Here is a 16,227-nt window from a genome sequence, read left to right on the forward strand (position 1 = left end):
AGGCCGGACAGAGGTGGTTCGGCGCGTCGCGATAGATGCCACGAAAGCGAGGAAAATCAAAGGGTTTCCGGCGTCCCCGGTGGGCCAGAGGCCTAGACCTCCAACACAATTTTGCCAATATGTGCCGAGGTCTCCATGCGCCGGTGGGCGTCGGCTGCCTTTTCCAGCGGGAAAGCGCTGTCCATCAGCGGTTTGACGCGCCCTTCGCGCAAAAGCGGCATCACTTTCGCCTCGATCGCAGCCACCATCGCCGCCTTGTCCGCATTACTACGGGGGCGCAGCGTCGAGCCGGTATGGGTCAACCGCTTCACCATCACCTTGGCGATGTTGACGCTGATCTTGGGGCCGTTGAGGGTTGCGATCTGGACGATGCGGCCGTCGACGGCGGCGGCGTCATAATTGCGGTCGACATAGTCGCCGGCGACCATGTCGAGGATCAAATTGACGCCCGCTTTGTTCGTCTCCGCCTTGACCACCTCGACGAAGTCTTCGGTCTTGTAGTTGATGGCGCGGTCTGCCCCGAGCTTGAGGCAGGCGTCGATCTTGTCCTGCGAGCCCACGGTGACGAACACTTTTGCACCGAACGCCTTGGCAAGCTGGATCGCCATGGTGCCGATGCCGGAGGAGCCGCCATGGATCAGCAGCGTCTCGCCGGCCTTCAGGCCGCCGCGCTCGAACACATTGTGCCAGACCGTCATCAGGGTTTCCGGCAGCGCGCCGGCTTCCGTGATCGACAGCGACGGCGGCACGCTCATGGCCTGGCCGTCCTGCGCGATGCAGTACTGCGCATAGCCGCCACCGGCGACCAGCGACATCACCTTGTCGCCAATCTTGTGCCGCTTGGCATTGCTGCCGACCGCCACTACCTCGCCGGCGATCTCGAGGCCCGGCAGGTCGCTGGCGCCGGGCGGCGGCGGATAGGCGCCGGAGCGCTGCGCCACGTCGGGGCGGTTGACGCCCGCGGCCTGCACCTTGACCAGGATCTCGTCGGGACCGGGCTGCGGCAGCGCCCGTTGTTCCGGCACCAGCACCTCCGGTCCGCCGGGCTTGGAAATGGCGACCACGGTCATTTGCGCGGGCAGCTTGTCCATGATGTGTCCTTGAGCAAAGGTGCGGGAGGAAACGTGGGCCATTGCTTAGCCAGCGCGGTCCGCGCTGGCAACCGCCCAAGCCTGTTTGGTCCACGCGCACGCAGGAGGAAAGACATGCCGACGGAAGACGACGATCGCCCGCGCAAGAAGATCAGCCATGAAATCGGACAGGATCTCTCACTCTTGTCGGTCGAGGAACTGACCGAGCGCGTCGCATTGCTGAAGACCGAGATCGTCAGGCTCGAGGAAGCCGCCACAAAAAAGCGCGCCTCCCGCGATGCGGCCAACAGCGTCTTCAAGTCGTAGCGCCCCAGCACTCCGCTCTCGTGTCCCGGGCGCGCTACGGCGCGTCAGCGCTGCTGCGCAGAACCGGGACCCATGGCTCCCCAAGCAACTCCGCCAAAAGAGCTGGGCCCCGGCTCAGCAGTGCAGCACCATGGCGTGTCGAAGACGCGCGTAAACGCGCTTTTGGTGCCGCACTGCGTCCGGGGCACGAGGACGGCTCGGCCGCTGACCGACATGGCTAATGAACCCTCAAAAAAATCGTTCGTTTACTCCCGATTAAGCTTTTCACTTTATGACTTGGAACTGTCCTTGTTTGGACACCGAGTGGCTCCTGTCCACTCTGTTTGACGCCTCCCTGTTATCAACTTTCAAAGCCGCCGGTTTTCCGGCGGCTCTTTTTTTGCTTCTCACGAAGGTTGAATTCCGAGGAAAGACCCGTGGAAACCATATCCGCGCTTGCCGCTGGACTCCGCGGTTCGCCCGCGCAATGATTTGTTCATCATAAAGCCGGCGCAAAGCCGGACAGGTAAACAGTTGCGTAAGGGGCGTTAACCATGGAACGTTTGCAAGCCGAAGGCGCTCTCGTTCAACTCAGCGAGCGGTTCACCAATTCTGCGGCGTTCGGCGTCCTGTTCCGTGAGGGCATGGACCTGGTCGAAGAGACCGCCGCCTATCTCGACGGTGCCGGCCGCACCGAGGCCAAGGCGCTCGATCGCGCCGTCAGCCTCACCTATGCGACCGAAAGCATGCGCCTCACCACCCGCCTGATGCAGCTCGCCTCTTGGCTGCTGCTGCACCGCGCGGTGAAGGAAGGCGAGATGACGCTGGGCCAGGCCAATCGCGAAAAGACCAAGGTCAAGCTCTCGGCGGCCGATCCCGGCGGGTCCGACACCATCGACAAGCTGCCCTCGCAGCTGCAGGATTTGATCCATCGCTCGATGAGCCTGCAGACCCGCGTCCGCCGCCTCGACACCACCATCCACACCCCGCCGGCAGATATGCCCGCGATCGGCAATCCGCTGGTGCCGCACCTCAACGCGCTGAAGGCCGCGTTCGAGCGGTAAGCGCTCCGGTGTCTACGATGTTGATGCTGTTCCGCTCGTAGCTCAGGTCTCGTGCCCCGGACGCAGCGCAGCGTCTCTTCGACGGTGCGCTGCAGAGCCGGGGCCCAAGCAGCAACGGGTGTGCGGTTTTCTGGGTCCCGGCTCAGCGCAGCAACGCAAAAGCGTTGCAGCGCGTCCGGGACACGCACCCAAAACAAAAACGCCCCCGGTTTCCCGGGGGCGTTTTTCGTCTCCAGCCTTGACGGCCGGATCAATCCTTTTTGAGGAAGCCCGAAAACTTCTTCTGGAAGCGCGAGACGCGGCCGCCGCGATCGAGCATCTGGGCGTTGCCGCCGGTCCAGGCCGGGTGCGATTTCGGGTCGATGTCGAGGTTCAGCGTGTCGCCTTCCTTGCCCCAGGTGGAGCGGGTCAGGTACTCGGTTCCGTCGGTCATCACGACCTTAATCGTATGATAATCCGGGTGAATTTCGGCTTTCATGGCAATTCCTAGGGCGACCGGCGCCGCTCGCTCGAGTGATAATCGATGACGGATTTGGGCGCTCTATAACCCACGATCCCCCCTAAAACAAGCCATTGTCGGGACAGGACAACCGGGCCGTCCCCTAAGGGACATCCCGGATTTGCCACTCCCGCTCCCCCGGCCTATTTGGAGCGGACTCCTCTCTTACGGTCGGATCCCATGAGCGCAGTAGAACGGCTTGAAACCGGGCCAGCAGAAGCCCCGTCGATCGAAGCCGAGTTGATCGAGCAGCCCGCCAAGAGCCGCGCCAAGCTGCGGCCGCTCATGGCGCTGGCGCCTTATGTGGCCCGCTATCGCGGCCGGGCGGCGCTGGCCTTCGTCTCGCTGACGGTCGCGGCGCTGACCACGCTGCTGGTGCCGGTCGCGGTGCGCCGGATGATCGATTTCGGCCTGACGCCGGAAGGCATCGCGCTGATCAACAGCTACTTCTCGGTGATGATCGCGGTCGTCGCCGTGCTCGCGCTCGCGAGTGCCTCGCGCTACTACCTCGTGATGACGATCGGCGAGCGCATCGTTGCCGATCTGCGCCGCGATGTCTTCGCGCATCTGCTCTCGCTGTCGCCGGCCTTCTTCGATTCCGCGCGCAGCGGCGAATTGGTGTCGCGGCTCACCGCCGACACCACGCAAATCAAATCCGCGGTCGGCGCCTCCGTATCGATCGCGCTGCGCAATCTGATGATGTTCTTCGGCGCGGCCGCGATGATGGTGATCACCAGCCCGCGCCTCTCCGGTTTCGTGCTGCTCGCCATTCCCCTGATCGTGCTGCCGCTGGTCGCCTTCGGGCGCTGGGTGCGGCGTCTCTCGCGCAATGCGCAGGATACGCTTGCCGACGCCTCCGCCTATGCGGGCGAGCTGATCGGCGCGATCCGCACCGTGCAGGCCTACACCAGCGAAGGGCTCGCCGAGAAGCGTTTTGGCGGCGAGGTCGAGCAGGCTTACGAGGCCGCGCGCACCTCGACCCAGGCGCGTTCGGTGCTGACCGCCATCATCATCTTCATCGTGTTCGCAAGCGTGGTCGCGATCCTCTGGATCGGCTCGCATGACGTGCTGATCGGCACGATTTCGCCGGGCCGTCTTGGCCAGTTCGTGCTCTATGCGGCGTTCGCCGCGGCGGGCCTCGGCCAGCTCAGCGAGGTCTGGGGCGAGATTTCCGCGGCGTCAGGTGCTGCCGAGCGCCTGTTCGAGATTTTGCATGTGCAGCCCGAGATCAAGGCGCCTGCGTCTCCGCGCGCGCTGCCGGTACCGGCCCGCGGCGAGGTCGGCTTCGATCACGTCAGCTTCGCCTATCCCGCGCGGCCCGACGTCAAGGTGCTCGACGCCGTGTCGTTCACCGTGCGTCCAGGTGAGAAGGTCGCGATTGTCGGTCCGTCCGGCGCCGGCAAGAGCACGATCTTTCATCTGCTGCTGCGCTTCTACGATCCCAGGGGCGGCGCAATCTCGCTCGATGGCGTGCCGGTCAGGTCTGCCGACCCGCGCGATTTCCGGTCCCGGATCGCGCTGGTGCCGCAGGAATCGAACGTATTTGCCGCGAGCGCCCGCGAGAACATCCGCTTCGGTCGGCCCGATGCGACCGATGCCGAAGTCGAGCGCGCGGCAGAACTCGCGCACGCCGCCGAGTTCATCCGCCGCCTGCCCGAAGGCTTTGACGCCCCGCTCGGCGAGCGCGGCGTGACGCTATCAGGCGGCCAGCGCCAGCGTATCGCGATCGCGCGTGCGATCCTGCGGGATGCGCCGCTGCTGCTGCTCGATGAAGCCACCTCCGCGCTCGATGCCGAAAGCGAGACGCTGGTCCAGACCGCACTCGAAGAGCTGATGCGTCACCGCACCACCCTGGTGATCGCGCATCGCCTGGCAACCGTACTCTCCTGCGACCGCATCCTGGTGATGGACCAGGGCAAGATCGTCGAGCAGGGGACGCATGCGGAGCTGGTGGTTGCGAACGGGCTTTATGCCAGGCTGGCGAGGTTACAGTTCGAGGGGGTGTGAGGCTCCTTGAGAGGCGTGAGGCGTCGCCGCACTCTCGTCATTGCGAGCGCAGCGAAGCAATCCAGACTGCCTCAGCGGAAAGACTCTGGATTGCTTCGCTGCGCTCGCAATGACGTGTGGAGGGAGATTCGCACCTTACCGGCACTTCGGCGACAGCGTCGGCACATTCGGCCACGGCCAGTTTTTCCAGCTCCCGTCCGAATCGACGCAAGCCGTCGGAGCAGAGTTGTTCGTTGGAGCTGGACTGTTCGTCGGTGCAGGCGCACTCGCCGTCTTGACCGGCGCGGCAAAACGCTGGTCGACATAGCTCGTCGAGACATATCCGGCGACGATCACGCCCAGCAACACCGTAGACCCCTTGGTCAGCTCGCTCAGCCGCATCGATTATCTCCATCCGCTTGCCGTAGCGACAACGAATAGCAAGCGCCGCAAGATTGCTACGTGACAGACCTCACGCCCGCCAGACCATCTTGAGCACCGGCCGTCCCGAGGTCGGGTTCACATCATCCCCCGCCTGCGCAAAGCCGTTGCGCTCGTAGAAGCGGATGGCGCGGCTGTTGTCCTTGTTGACGAGCAGCGTGATACCAGTCGGCGACAGCCGCTTGGCCTCATCCACCAGCAGCCTTGCAGCGTTCGAGCCCCAGTGATCGGGATCGACCACGAGCTGGTCGAGATAGCCGTCGCCGTCGATGGTGACGAAGCCGGTCAGTGCGCCGTCCTGTTCAGAGACCACGATCGAGGCCTTTGGCACCAGATCCTTCCGCCAGCGCTCGCGCCACCAGTCCAGCCGGGCTGCAAAATCGATCTGCGGATAGGCCTGCTGCCAGGTGCGATGCCAGAGATCGATCGAGGCGGCTTCGTCCTCTGCGCGATAGGGGCGGAGGTGGAGGGCGGCGCTCACTACCGCTCCGTCAGCTTCAGCTCGATGCGGCGGTTGCGCTTGTACGCCTCTTCCGTGTTGGCGGTGTCGAGCGGCTGGAATTCGCCAAAGCCGGCGGCGACGAGGCGCTGAGCGGGGACGCCGAGCGAGACCAGGTACTGCACCACCGAGATGGAGCGGGCCGCGGACAGGTCCCAGTTCGACTTGAAGTTCGCACCGCTCACGGGCCGCACGTCGGTATGGCCGTCGACGCGCAGCACCCAGGGGATCTCGTTCGGGATCTTCTTGTCGAGCTCGATCAGCGCGGTCGCCAAGGTGTCGAGCTCGGCGCGGCCTTCGGGCAGCAAGGTCGCCTGTCCGGTGTCGAAGAACACTTCGGACTGGAACACGAAGCGGTCGCCGACGATGCGGATGTCGGGCCGGTCGCCGAGAATTTTGCGCAGCCGGCCGAAGAATTCAGAACGGTAACGCGACAATTCCTGCACGCGCTGGGCCAGCGCCACGTTCAGACGTGAGCCAAGATCGGCAATGCGATTTTGTGATTCCTTGTCGTGCTTCTCGCTAGCGTCGAGCGCCTCTTCCAGTGCCGCGAGTTGCCGGCGCAGTGCACTGATCTGCTGGTTCAGCACCTCGATCTGCGCCAGCGCCCGCGCCGAGACCGCCTTCTCCGAATCCAGCGCCTTGCCGAGCTCGGAGCTCTTGCCTTGCGCGTCGTTACCGGCGGCGGCGAGCCCGTCATAGAGGCCCTTGATGCGGTCGCGCTCGGTCTCGGCCGAGGCGAGGCCGGCTTTCAGTGACGAGACCTGGTCGTCGAGCGTGAGCTTGCCGAGCTTCTCCAGCGACAGCAGCTCGTTGAGCTGGGCGATCTTGGCGTTGAGCTGCTCCAGCGCCTTGTCCTTGCCGGTGACTTCCTGCGACAGGAAGAACTGCACGACCAAAAACACCGACAGCAGGAACACGATCGACAGCACCAGCGTCGACAGCGCATCGACGAAGCCGGGCCAGTAGTTGAAGGAGGTATCGCCGCGGCGGCCGCGCGCTAAGGCCATGTCGCTAACCCTTCTCGGGCTGACGCGCGATGCGTTCCAGCAGGCGCCTTATCTCGCGGTTCTGCTCGCCCTGGCTGTCGGCCCATTCGCGGATCATCTGCTGCTCGGTCCGCATGTGCGAGACCAGCGCCTGGATAGCTTCGGCAAGGCTTGCCATCGATGCGGTGGTGCTGCGGCTTGCAGTGCCTTCCTCCAGCACGATGCGCAGCCGCTCGACGGCGGCCTGAAGCTCGCCGCTGGCGACCCCGCCGCCGCCACCGGAGGCGACAGCCACTTCGCCGTGGCCATATTCGCGCACGGTGGTGGCGAGCCAGTCTTCCAGATCAGTGTAGAAGCGGTTCTGCGCCTGGCTCGATTGCAGGTCGAGGAAGCCGAGGATCAGCGATCCCGCGAGGCCGAACAGGGAGCTCGAGAACGAGATGCCCATGCCGCCGAGCGGGGCGGCGAGGCCCTCCTTCAGCGTATCGAACAGGGCGCCGGAATCGCCGCCGACCTTGAGCCCGTCGATCACCTTGCCGACCGAGCCGACCGTCTCGATCAGGCCCCAGAAGGTGCCGAGCAGGCCGAGGAACACCAGCAAGCCGGTCATGTAGCGCGAGATGTCCCGGGACTCGTCCAGCCGGGTCGCGATCGAATCGAGCAGATGCCGCATGGTGGTCTGGGTGATCGTCATCCGCCCGGTGCGCTCGCCGCCGAGGATCATCGCCATCGGCGCCAGCAGCTTGGGGTGCCGCGCCGGCGCCAGGCCGGGATCGGCGATGCGGAAATTGTTGACCCAGGACACTTCAGGATAGAGCCGGATGACCTGGCGGAAGGCCAGCACGATGCCGATGAACAGCACCGCCCCGATCAGGGCGTTGAGGCCGGGATTCGCGAAAAAGGCCTGGATGATCTGCTTGTAGAGCACCACGCCCACCAGCGCGCACAGCACCAGAAAGACCAGCATCCGCACCAGGAAAACGCTGGGTGAGGATAGCTTTGTGTAGTCGATGTCGATGGGGGAGCGGGGCGAGGCGCCTGACGGCATGGCCGGTATCATCCGTTACGAAACTTGCTTGCGGTGCGCACTATGGCACAGCGCCGGGCCAAAAAAAGCGCCGGATGCGCCGATTTCGGGGGGCGATGCGGAACCCAATGCTGAAACCGGGCTTTGATACCTGCGTATCTTCCAGAACATCGGCATTCCGCAGGTTCGGGCCGGAATCCTGGCAGGGGGACCCGCGTTTTGACCAAGGGGGTCATATGAGCGTCGTGTCCGCGATCATCGGGACGGTCGAACGCGTGCCCTTGCCGGACGTGGTGATCCGTGCCGCGATCCAGCGCCTGTGCTCCCGATCGGCGACGCGCCTGTCCGCGCTGGGAGCAGCCGACGATGCCGCCTTCGCAGGAAGGATGATGATACGGCCGATCGCTGGCGACGCCGATGCCGGGCATCACGAGGCGCCCGCCTTGTTCTTTGCGCAGGTGCTCGGCCCCAACCTCAAATACTCCTCCTGCTTCTACAAGACCGATGCGAGCACCCTCCAGGAGGCGGAGGAGGAGGCGCTGCGCCAGTCCGTCGAGCATGCCGGCATCGCCGACGGCCAGACCATCCTCGAGCTCGGTTGCGGCTGGGGCTCGCTGTCGCTGTGGATGGCCCGCCAGTTTCCGCATGCGAAGATCACGGCGGTGTCGAACTCGCAAGACCAGCGCGCCTATGTCGAGGATATGGCGCAACAGCGCGGGTTGCTCAATCTGCGCGTCGTCACCGCCGACATGAACGTGTTCGCGCCCGAGGGGCAGTTCGACCGCATCATCTCGATCGAGATGTTCGAGCAGATGATGAACTGGCGCAAGCTGCTGACGCGGGTGCGGTCATGGCTCGCGCCGGAGGGGCGCTTCTTCATGCACATCGTCACCCATCGTTCCGGCTCCCATCTGCTCGACCGGGCCAATCGTGAGGACTGGATCGCGCAGCACATCTTCACGGAAGGGCTGATGCCGAGCCATCACCTGATCAGGCAGTTCGGCGACATCCTCGCGATCGAGAAGGAATGGTGCTGGAGCGGCGCGCATTATCAGCGCACCGCCAATGACTGGCTCGCCAATTTTGATGCGCATCGGGACACGATCGAGGCGGCCTTGCGCAACGTCTATGGCGAGGAGACCGTGCTGTGGATGTGGCGCTGGCGCTGGTTCTTGCTCGCGACATCGGGCCTGTTCGGCTACGCCGATGGAACCGAATGGGGCGTCAGCCGCTACCGGATGAAGGCCGCCGGGTAATTGCGATCTTCTGTCGCAGCACGCGGCGATGGAACCTGACTCACAATACAGTGAGCCCGTAAAAGTGCCCTGAACTCAGCACGATAGACCGTGTGGCATTGAGCCGCCCGCCAACTGCGTTGCGTCGCAGCAAGTCCATTCTATTTTGACGGCATCAGTCGCGCGGAATCGCCCAGAACGGGCTCGCGCTGAACGAGACCAGTTTCAACAACATCGGGGCACTTAACTTCATGTCAGGACTTCGCGCGCGATCGGCATGCGTTGCAATGATGCTCGCGGCCTTGGCGCCGCTGCTCGGCGCTTGCGACCAATCGAACTCCGCCATTTCCGCTGCCCAGCCCGCCGATCCTGACGTCAGCGTCGTTACCGTGAGGCAGCAAGCCCGCGCGGTCGTGCGCGAGCTGCCGGGCCGCATCGCGCCGACGCGCATGTCCGACGTGCGGCCGCGAATCTCCGGCATCGTCGTCGAGCGCCTGTTCCGCCAGGGCAGCGAGGTGAAGGCCGGCGATCCGCTCTACCGGATCGATCCGCGTCCGTTCGAGGTCGAGGTGATGGCCAACGAGGCCGGGGTCGCCAAGGCCGACGCCGCTCTGATGCAGGCCAGGCAGCAGGCGCATCGCATCGCCACGCTGACCAATCAACGCGCCGCGCCCGAAGCCGAGAATGAAAAGGCGATCGCCGGCGAGCTTCAGGCCAAGGCCGAAGTCGAGGGCCGCAAGGCGGACCTTGCGCGCGCAAAGCTCAATCTCGATTATGCCACCGTGCGCGCACCGATCGACGGCGTGGTCGGTGCCGCTGCCGTCAGTGAGGGCGCACTGGTCGTGCAGAACGAAACCAATCTCGCCACCGTCCAGCAGCTCGATCCGATCTATGCCGACTTCACCCAGTCGGTGACCGAGCTCAACCAGCTCCGCCGCGCCTTCGAGAGCGGCGATCTCGATCGCATCGAGGCCGACGCCGTCAAGGTGCGCCTCGTGCTCGACGACAACACGGTTTATTCGCTCGACGGCAAGCTGCTGTTCTCCGAGGCCAAGGTCGACGCCCATACCGGCCAGGTGACGCTGCGCGGCGAGTTCCGCAATCCCAAGCGCGAGCTGCTGCCGGGCATGTATGTCCGCGTCCGCCTCGACCAGGGCCTCGATACCGACGCCATCGCGGTGCCGCAGCAGGCGATCCAGCGCAATGGCGGCGGCGGCAGCGAGGTGTTCGTCGTCAAGGACGACAACCGCATCGCCGTGCAGCCGGTGCGCACCGGCTCGGTGCAGGACGGCGTCTGGTTCGTCACCGAAGGCCTGAAGGCCGGCGACAAGGTCGTGGTCGAAGGGTTCCAGAAGTTCGCGGCCGGCGACAAGGTCGCGCCGCAATCCTGGTCCGAGGCCGAGGCGAGCGCGGACAACCGCCACGCCCTCAAGGTCGCGCGGTAACGCGCGAGCGCTGCAAGTGTCATCCTCATCCTGAGGAGCCCGCGTAGCGGGCGTCTCGAAGGATGGCCGCGGGCGAGAGCCGGGCCTTCATGGTTCGAGACGCGCGTTCCGCGCTCCTCACCATGAGGACTAACGAAACAACGAGGGCAAGCGGCAAATGCCAAGCTTCTTCATCGACAGGCCGATCTTCGCCTGGGTCGTCGCGCTGTTCATCTGCTTGATCGGCGCGATCGCGGTCCCGTTGCTGCCGATCGCGCAATATCCGATCATCGCGCCGCCCTCGATCTCGATCTCGACCAGCTATCCCGGCGCCTCGCCGGAAAATCTCTACAACAGCGTGACCCGCCTGATCGAGGAGGAGCTCAACGGCGCCTCCGGCATCCTCAATTTCGAATCCACCAGCGACTCGCTCGGCCAGGTCGAGATCATCGCCAATTTCCAGCCGGGGACCGACACGAACGCGGCCTCGGTCGAGGTGCAGAACCGCATCAAGCGCGTCGAGGCGCGCTTGCCGCGCGCGGTGATCCAGCAGGGCATTTTGATCGAGGAAGCATCGAGCGCGGTGCTCCAGATCATCACGCTGAACTCGACCGACGGCAGCCTCGACGAGGTTGGGCTGGGCGATTTCATGATCCGCAACGTGCTCGGCGAAATCCGCCGCATCCCCGGCGTCGGCCGTGCCACGCTGTATTCGACCGAGCGCTCGTTGCGTGTCTGGGTCGATCCGTCCAAGCTCGTCGGCTATGGCTTGACGGCCGACGACGTCAACAAGGCGATCGCGGCGCAGAACGCGCAGGTCGCCTCGGGCAGCATCGGCGCCGAGCCGTCGACCGCGACCCAGCGCACCTCCGCGCTGGTGCTGGTCAAGGGCCAGCTCTCCTCGCCGGACGAATTCGGCGCCATCATCCTGCGCGCCAACCCTGATGGTTCGACCGTGCGCCTGCGCGACGTCGCGCGCATCGAGGTCGGCGGTCTCAGCTACCAGTTCAACACCCGGCTTGACGGCAAGCCGACCGCAGGTCTGTCCGTGCTGATGTCGCCGACCGGCAATGCGCTGGCGACCGCGGGCGCGGTCGAGGAGAAGATGAAGGAGCTGTCGCGCTTCTTCCCGGCCAACATCGCCTACGAGATCCCCTACAACATCACGCCGGTGGTCGAGGCCTCGATCAAGAAGGTGCTGACGACGCTGCTCGAAGCCGTGGTGCTGGTGTTCGTGGTGATGTTCCTGTTTCTCCAGAACATCCGCTACACCATCATTCCGACCATCGTGGTGCCGGTGGCGCTGCTGGGCACCTGTAGCGTGCTGCTGCTTGCCGGCTATTCCATCAACATGCTCTCGATGTTCGGCATGGTGCTCGCGGTCGGCATCCTCGTCGACGACGCCATCGTCGTGGTCGAGAACGTCGAGCGCATCATGGCCGAGGAAGGCCTGTCGCCGAAGGATGCGACGCGCAAGGCGATGGGCCAGATCACCAGCGCCATCATCGGCATCACGCTGGTGCTGATGGCGGTGTTCGTGCCGATGGCATTTTTTCCGGGCTCGGTCGGCATCATCTATCGCCAGTTCTCGGTGACCATGGTCGCCGCGATCGGCTTCTCCGCCTTCCTGGCGCTGTCGCTGACGCCGGCGCTGTGCGCGACGTTGTTGAAGCCCGTTGCCAAGGGGCACGGCCATTCGAGCAATGTCGTGTTCAGCCGGTTCAATCACCTGCTCGAGGCCTGCCGATTTCACTATGCGCGCACCGTCGGCTTTTCGCTGAAGCGCACCGGCCGCCTGATGCTGGTCTATGCCGCGCTGCTGGTTGGTCTGTCCTGGGCTTTCGTCAGCCTGCCCGGCGGCTTCCTGCCGGTCGACGACCAGGGCTTTGTCACCACCGACGTGCAGACCCCGTCGGATTCGTCCTACGGCCGCACCGAGGCCGTGATCGAGAAGGTGGAAAAATATCTGGCGCAGCGGCCGGGCGTCGACAACGTCACCTTCCTCACCGGTTTTAGCTTTTCCGGCCAGGGCATGAACACCGCGCAGGCCTTCATCACGCTGAAGGACTGGTCTGAGCGCGGGCCGAAGGAGTCGGCTGCGGCAATCGTCGCCGACATCAACCGCGATCTGTCGTCGTCGATCCGCGATGCAAAAATCTCCGCGCTGCAGCCGCCGCCGATCGACAATCTCGGCAATTCGTCAGGCTTCTCGTTCCGCCTCCAGGACCGCGGCCAGAAGGGCTATCCGGCCCTGATGCGCGCCGCCGATCAGTTGATCGCGGAAGCCAATGCGAGCGCGGTGCTGCAGAAAGTCTATGTCGAAGGTCTACCTGAGGCCGGCGTGGTCAATCTCATGATCGACCGCGAAAAGGCCGGCGCCTTCGGCGTCACCTTCGAGGACATCAACAACACGATCTCGACCAATCTAGGCTCGAACTACATCAACGACTTTCCGAACCGCGGCCGCATGCAGCGCGTCGTGGTGCAGGCCGATGCGCGCGACCGCATGCGGACCGAGGACATCCTGAACTACAACGTCAAGAACAGCCGCGGCCAGCTGGTGCCGTTCTCGTCCTTTGCGACAGTCGAATGGGCGCGCGGCCCGACGCAGATCGCGGGCTTCAACTATTATCCGGCGATGCGCATCTCCGGCGAGGCCAAACCCGGCTTCACCTCGGGCGACGCCATCGCCGAGATGGAGCGGCTTGCAGGAAAACTGCCGCGCGGCTTCGGCTACGACTGGACCGGACAATCGCTCCAGGAAAAACTGTCGGGCTCGCAGGCGCCGTTCCTGCTCGGTCTCTCCGTGTTCGTGGTGTTCCTGTGTCTGGCCGCGCTCTACGAGAGCTGGACCATTCCGCTCGCGGTGCTCTTGACCGTGCCGCTCGGCATCGTCGGCGCCGTGGTCGCGGCCATGCTGCGCGGCCTGCCGAACGACGTCTATTTCACCGTCGGCCTGATCACCATCATCGGTCTAGCGGCAAAGGACGCGATCCTGATCATCGAGTTCGCCAAGGATCTGCGCAAGGAAGGCAAGCCGCTGGTGGACGCCACCATCGAGGCCTGCCGTCTGCGCTTCCGCCCGATCCTGATGACCGGCCTCGCCTTCATCTGCGGCGTGCTGCCGATGGCGATTGCGCATGGTGCCGGCGGCGCCAGCCAGCAAGCGCTCGGCTCGATCGTGATGGGCGGCATGATCGCGGTGGTGATTTTGGCGCTGCTGATGGTGCCGGTGTTCTTCGTCTCCGTGCAGCGCGTGCTCGCGGGGGATCAGGAGCCGAAGGCTGCGAAGGACGGCGAGGCGTATGGGCCGCCGGCGCAGGTGAAGCCGTAGGGCACACTGTCATTCCGGGGCTCGCGCCAAGGGGCGCGCCCTGGAATGACGAGCGGAGCTTGCCTTCCCGGGTTCGTCGATCCAAACTACATCTCTGGATTGAAACGCGCGTGTTCGCTCAGCTGCGCGAATGCATAACCAGCCTGCCGATTGAGAGCACCTGATGCGCCCGACCGAAATTGCGATCTCGAACTATCGCTCGATTCGGCGGCTCTCCATACCCATCCACCCCTTGTCCGTCTTTGTGGGCGAAAATGGTGTCGGCAAATCCAATCTCTACAAGTCCTTGTCGCTGCTGCGCGACGCGGCGACCGGGCGGATCACGCGGACGATCGCCGACGAAGGCGGATTGAATTCGGTCTGCTGGTCGGGCATCCGCAAGCGCGGCGAGGACGGGCGACTGCAATTGTCGGCTAGATTCGATCGCCTGAAATATTCCATTGAGATCGGATTTCCCAGCCCGCTTTCGGCGTCGTTTGCCGGCGAGCCGATGATCAAGGAAGAAAGCATCGAGACGACGCAGGGCAAACGAACGGTTAAACTGATGGAGCGGAAGAATTCGCTCGTCAGCGTCCGCAACGACAGCGGCGCATGGGTCAACCACAAGGATGCGGTGCTGCCGTCCGAGCCGGCGCTGGCGAGCTTTTACAACGGCAAGGAATGCCCCGAGATCGATCTGATCAGAAACGCGATGCTGGGCTGGCGGTTCTATCACGATTTCCGTACCGATCCGGCATCGCTGATCCGAAAGCCCTGCCTCGCGATCACGACGCCCTCGCTCAGCGCTGATGGAAGCGATCTGGCTGCCGCCCTGGCGACGCTTTATACCATTCGGCAGGACGCTACCGACATCCAGGACGCGATCCAGGATGCATTCCCGGGCGCCGAGCTCAGTGCATGGGAAAACAACGGCGTGTGCGAATTCGCTCTGCAGCTGGAGGACATGCCGCGGCCGTTCGGGGCGCATGAACTGTCCGACGGGACACTGAAATATATCTGCCTGCTCGCGGTGTTCATGGGCTATCGGCTGCCGCCGTTCATCGCGCTGAACGAACCCGAGACCAGCCTGCATCCGTCGCTGCTGGCGCCGTTGGCCCGGCTGATCGCCAAGGCATCAAGCCGCGCCGACATCTGGATCGTCACCCATTCGGAACAGCTGATGGAGGCATTGCGAAGCGAGAGCGCTGTCCCGCTTCGCCGTGTGATCAAACAGAAAGGCGCCACGGCGATCGAGGGTCTGACCATCGGCGGCGAATATCGCGAGGAGGAGCCGGACGATGACGACGCTTAGCGCGATGTTGAGCTATCCTAACGAACTCAGCACATTGGCCCGTGCAAGCGTCGTGCGCAGCGCCTCATCCGACACATGCGTGTAGATCTCCGTCGTCGAGATCGAGGAATGGCCGAGCAGCCGCTGCACAAAGCGAATATCGACCCCGGTCTCGATCAGCAGCGTCGCGGCGGTATGCCGGAGCATGTGCGGCGTCAGCTTGCGCCGGAAGCCGGCCTGCTCGGCCAGCGTCCGCAGTCGGCTGCGGACCGAATGTGGTCGCAGCTGACGCCCTGCGCGATTGAGGAACAGCGCCGCGCTGGAGGCCGACCGTGTGCTCAACGCCACCAGGTCCTGCGCCAGCTTCGGATCTGACACATAGGCAATACGGTCGCGCGAGCCCTTGCCGCGGACCCGCAACGCCGTGCCCTGCGACAGCACATCGTCACTCCGTAGCGCGCACAATTCGCCAACACGCAGGCCCGTCGAGACCATCAGCCGGATCGCGATCTCGATCGCCTGGTGGCTCCGGCTGAGCCTCGGCACGGCAAGCCCCGACGTCGACAGCAGCGCTGACGTTTCGCCGCGCGACAACGACCGCGGCAGCTGCTTGCGCCGCGCGATCCTGATCCGCCAGCCGTCGAACGGATTGGCCAGCCCGCTCGCTTCGCAGGTGTAACGGAAGAACGCCTTGAGGCAGGCAAGCCGCCGCCGCACCGTCGACGTCGACAGTTTTCGCGACGCCATGTCCTCCATGTACTCCTTCAGGCTCGCCGTCGTGATGTCAGCAAGGTCGACTTTCGCCCACTTCCCGAAATCAGCAAGGTCGAACCGGTACGCCGCGCACGTGTGCGGCGACAGCCGCCGCTCGACAACACAAAATTGAATGAAGGCGTCGACAGCAATTGGAAGGTGCATTTTCGCTACTCTCCGAAGGAGAAGGGAGCGGCGATAGTGGAGGAAGGTAATTTCGAAAGAGAGAATAACGTCACATAACTCGGAATTATGTCGCGGCTTGATGACGAGCTTATTGTTCGAGATGCCGCGAGGCGCCTCTACGGCGACGGTCAACCTATCTGGGAT

At 64.3% G+C, this 16,227-nt stretch carries 14 protein-coding genes; 7 read left to right on the top strand and 7 right to left on the bottom strand.

Features of this window, described 5'->3' with window-relative positions:
* Positions 1 to 92: 92 nt before the first annotated feature.
* Complete coding sequence (locus tag BMW89_RS29745; protein ID WP_092032293.1) at positions 93 to 1,091, bottom strand: NAD(P)H-quinone oxidoreductase; 999 nt, start codon at positions 1,089 to 1,091, stop codon at positions 93 to 95.
* A 114-nt stretch (positions 1,092 to 1,205) separates the two neighbouring features.
* Between BMW89_RS29745 and BMW89_RS29750 the strand changes: the two genes are divergently transcribed.
* Positions 1,206 to 1,397 (top strand): DUF1192 domain-containing protein, encoded by a 192-nt coding sequence (locus BMW89_RS29750; RefSeq protein WP_092032296.1) that lies wholly within the window; start codon positions 1,206 to 1,208, stop codon positions 1,395 to 1,397.
* A 533-nt stretch (positions 1,398 to 1,930) separates the two neighbouring features.
* Positions 1,931 to 2,440: a protease adaptor protein RcdA gene (gene rcdA, locus BMW89_RS29760; RefSeq protein WP_092032299.1), complete on the top strand. Its 510-nt coding sequence runs from the start codon at positions 1,931 to 1,933 to the stop codon at positions 2,438 to 2,440.
* Between the two features lie 250 nt (positions 2,441 to 2,690).
* On the opposite strand, the gene rpmE is transcribed toward rcdA, so the two are convergent.
* Positions 2,691 to 2,918, bottom strand: coding sequence for a 50S ribosomal protein L31 (gene rpmE / locus BMW89_RS29765; protein ID WP_014439698.1), 228 nt, complete (start codon positions 2,916 to 2,918; stop codon positions 2,691 to 2,693).
* A 201-nt stretch (positions 2,919 to 3,119) separates the two neighbouring features.
* On the opposite strand from rpmE, the gene BMW89_RS29770 reads away from it, so the two are divergent.
* Positions 3,120 to 4,946: an ABC transporter ATP-binding protein/permease gene (locus BMW89_RS29770; protein WP_092032302.1), complete on the top strand. Its 1,827-nt coding sequence runs from the start codon at positions 3,120 to 3,122 to the stop codon at positions 4,944 to 4,946.
* 135 nt (positions 4,947 to 5,081) lie between these two features.
* On the opposite strand, the gene BMW89_RS29775 is transcribed toward BMW89_RS29770, so the two are convergent.
* The 4 genes from BMW89_RS29775 to BMW89_RS29790 form a co-directional block, all read right to left on the bottom strand.
* Complete coding sequence (locus tag BMW89_RS29775) at positions 5,082 to 5,327, bottom strand: hypothetical protein (RefSeq protein ID WP_092032305.1); 246 nt, start codon at positions 5,325 to 5,327, stop codon at positions 5,082 to 5,084.
* Positions 5,328 to 5,397: 70 nt separating this feature from the next.
* Positions 5,398 to 5,847, bottom strand: coding sequence for a GNAT family N-acetyltransferase (locus tag BMW89_RS29780; protein WP_092032309.1), 450 nt, complete (start codon positions 5,845 to 5,847; stop codon positions 5,398 to 5,400).
* Complete coding sequence (locus BMW89_RS29785; protein ID WP_092032313.1) at positions 5,847 to 6,875, bottom strand: peptidoglycan -binding protein; 1,029 nt, start codon at positions 6,873 to 6,875, stop codon at positions 5,847 to 5,849. The genes BMW89_RS29780 and BMW89_RS29785 overlap by 1 nt, the downstream gene beginning before the upstream one ends.
* A gap of 4 nt (positions 6,876 to 6,879) precedes the next feature.
* Positions 6,880 to 7,902 carry a flagellar motor protein MotA gene (locus tag BMW89_RS29790; protein ID WP_177196410.1) on the bottom strand — a complete coding sequence of 341 codons (1,023 nt, stop codon included), beginning with the start codon at positions 7,900 to 7,902 and terminating at the stop codon, positions 6,880 to 6,882.
* A 215-nt stretch (positions 7,903 to 8,117) separates the two neighbouring features.
* On the opposite strand from BMW89_RS29790, the gene BMW89_RS29795 reads away from it, so the two are divergent.
* The 4 genes from BMW89_RS29795 (at position 8,118) to BMW89_RS29810 (ending at position 15,165) form a co-directional block, all read left to right on the top strand.
* Positions 8,118 to 9,137, top strand: coding sequence for an SAM-dependent methyltransferase (locus BMW89_RS29795; protein WP_092032321.1), 1,020 nt, complete (start codon positions 8,118 to 8,120; stop codon positions 9,135 to 9,137).
* Positions 9,138 to 9,367: 230 nt separating this feature from the next.
* The gene (locus BMW89_RS29800; RefSeq protein WP_092032326.1) at positions 9,368 to 10,561 is read left to right on the top strand and encodes an efflux RND transporter periplasmic adaptor subunit; all 1,194 of its coding nucleotides are present in this window, start codon (positions 9,368 to 9,370) and stop codon (positions 10,559 to 10,561) included.
* 157 nt (positions 10,562 to 10,718) lie between these two features.
* On the top strand, positions 10,719 to 13,874 hold the full coding sequence (locus BMW89_RS29805) for a multidrug efflux RND transporter permease subunit (RefSeq protein ID WP_092032329.1): 3,156 nt from the start codon (positions 10,719 to 10,721) through the stop codon (positions 13,872 to 13,874).
* 163 nt (positions 13,875 to 14,037) lie between these two features.
* Entirely contained in the window at positions 14,038 to 15,165 is a 1,128-nt protein-coding gene (locus BMW89_RS29810; protein WP_092032333.1) for an AAA family ATPase, read from the top strand.
* A 12-nt stretch (positions 15,166 to 15,177) separates the two neighbouring features.
* On the opposite strand, the gene BMW89_RS29815 is transcribed toward BMW89_RS29810, so the two are convergent.
* Entirely contained in the window at positions 15,178 to 16,062 is an 885-nt protein-coding gene (locus BMW89_RS29815) for a tyrosine-type recombinase/integrase (RefSeq protein WP_092032337.1), read from the bottom strand.
* Between the last annotated feature and the right edge of the window lie 165 nt (positions 16,063 to 16,227).

Origin of the sequence: Bradyrhizobium sp. OK095 (assembly GCF_900109945.1) — a bacterium.
Classification (GTDB): Bacteria; Pseudomonadota; Alphaproteobacteria; order Rhizobiales; family Xanthobacteraceae; genus Bradyrhizobium.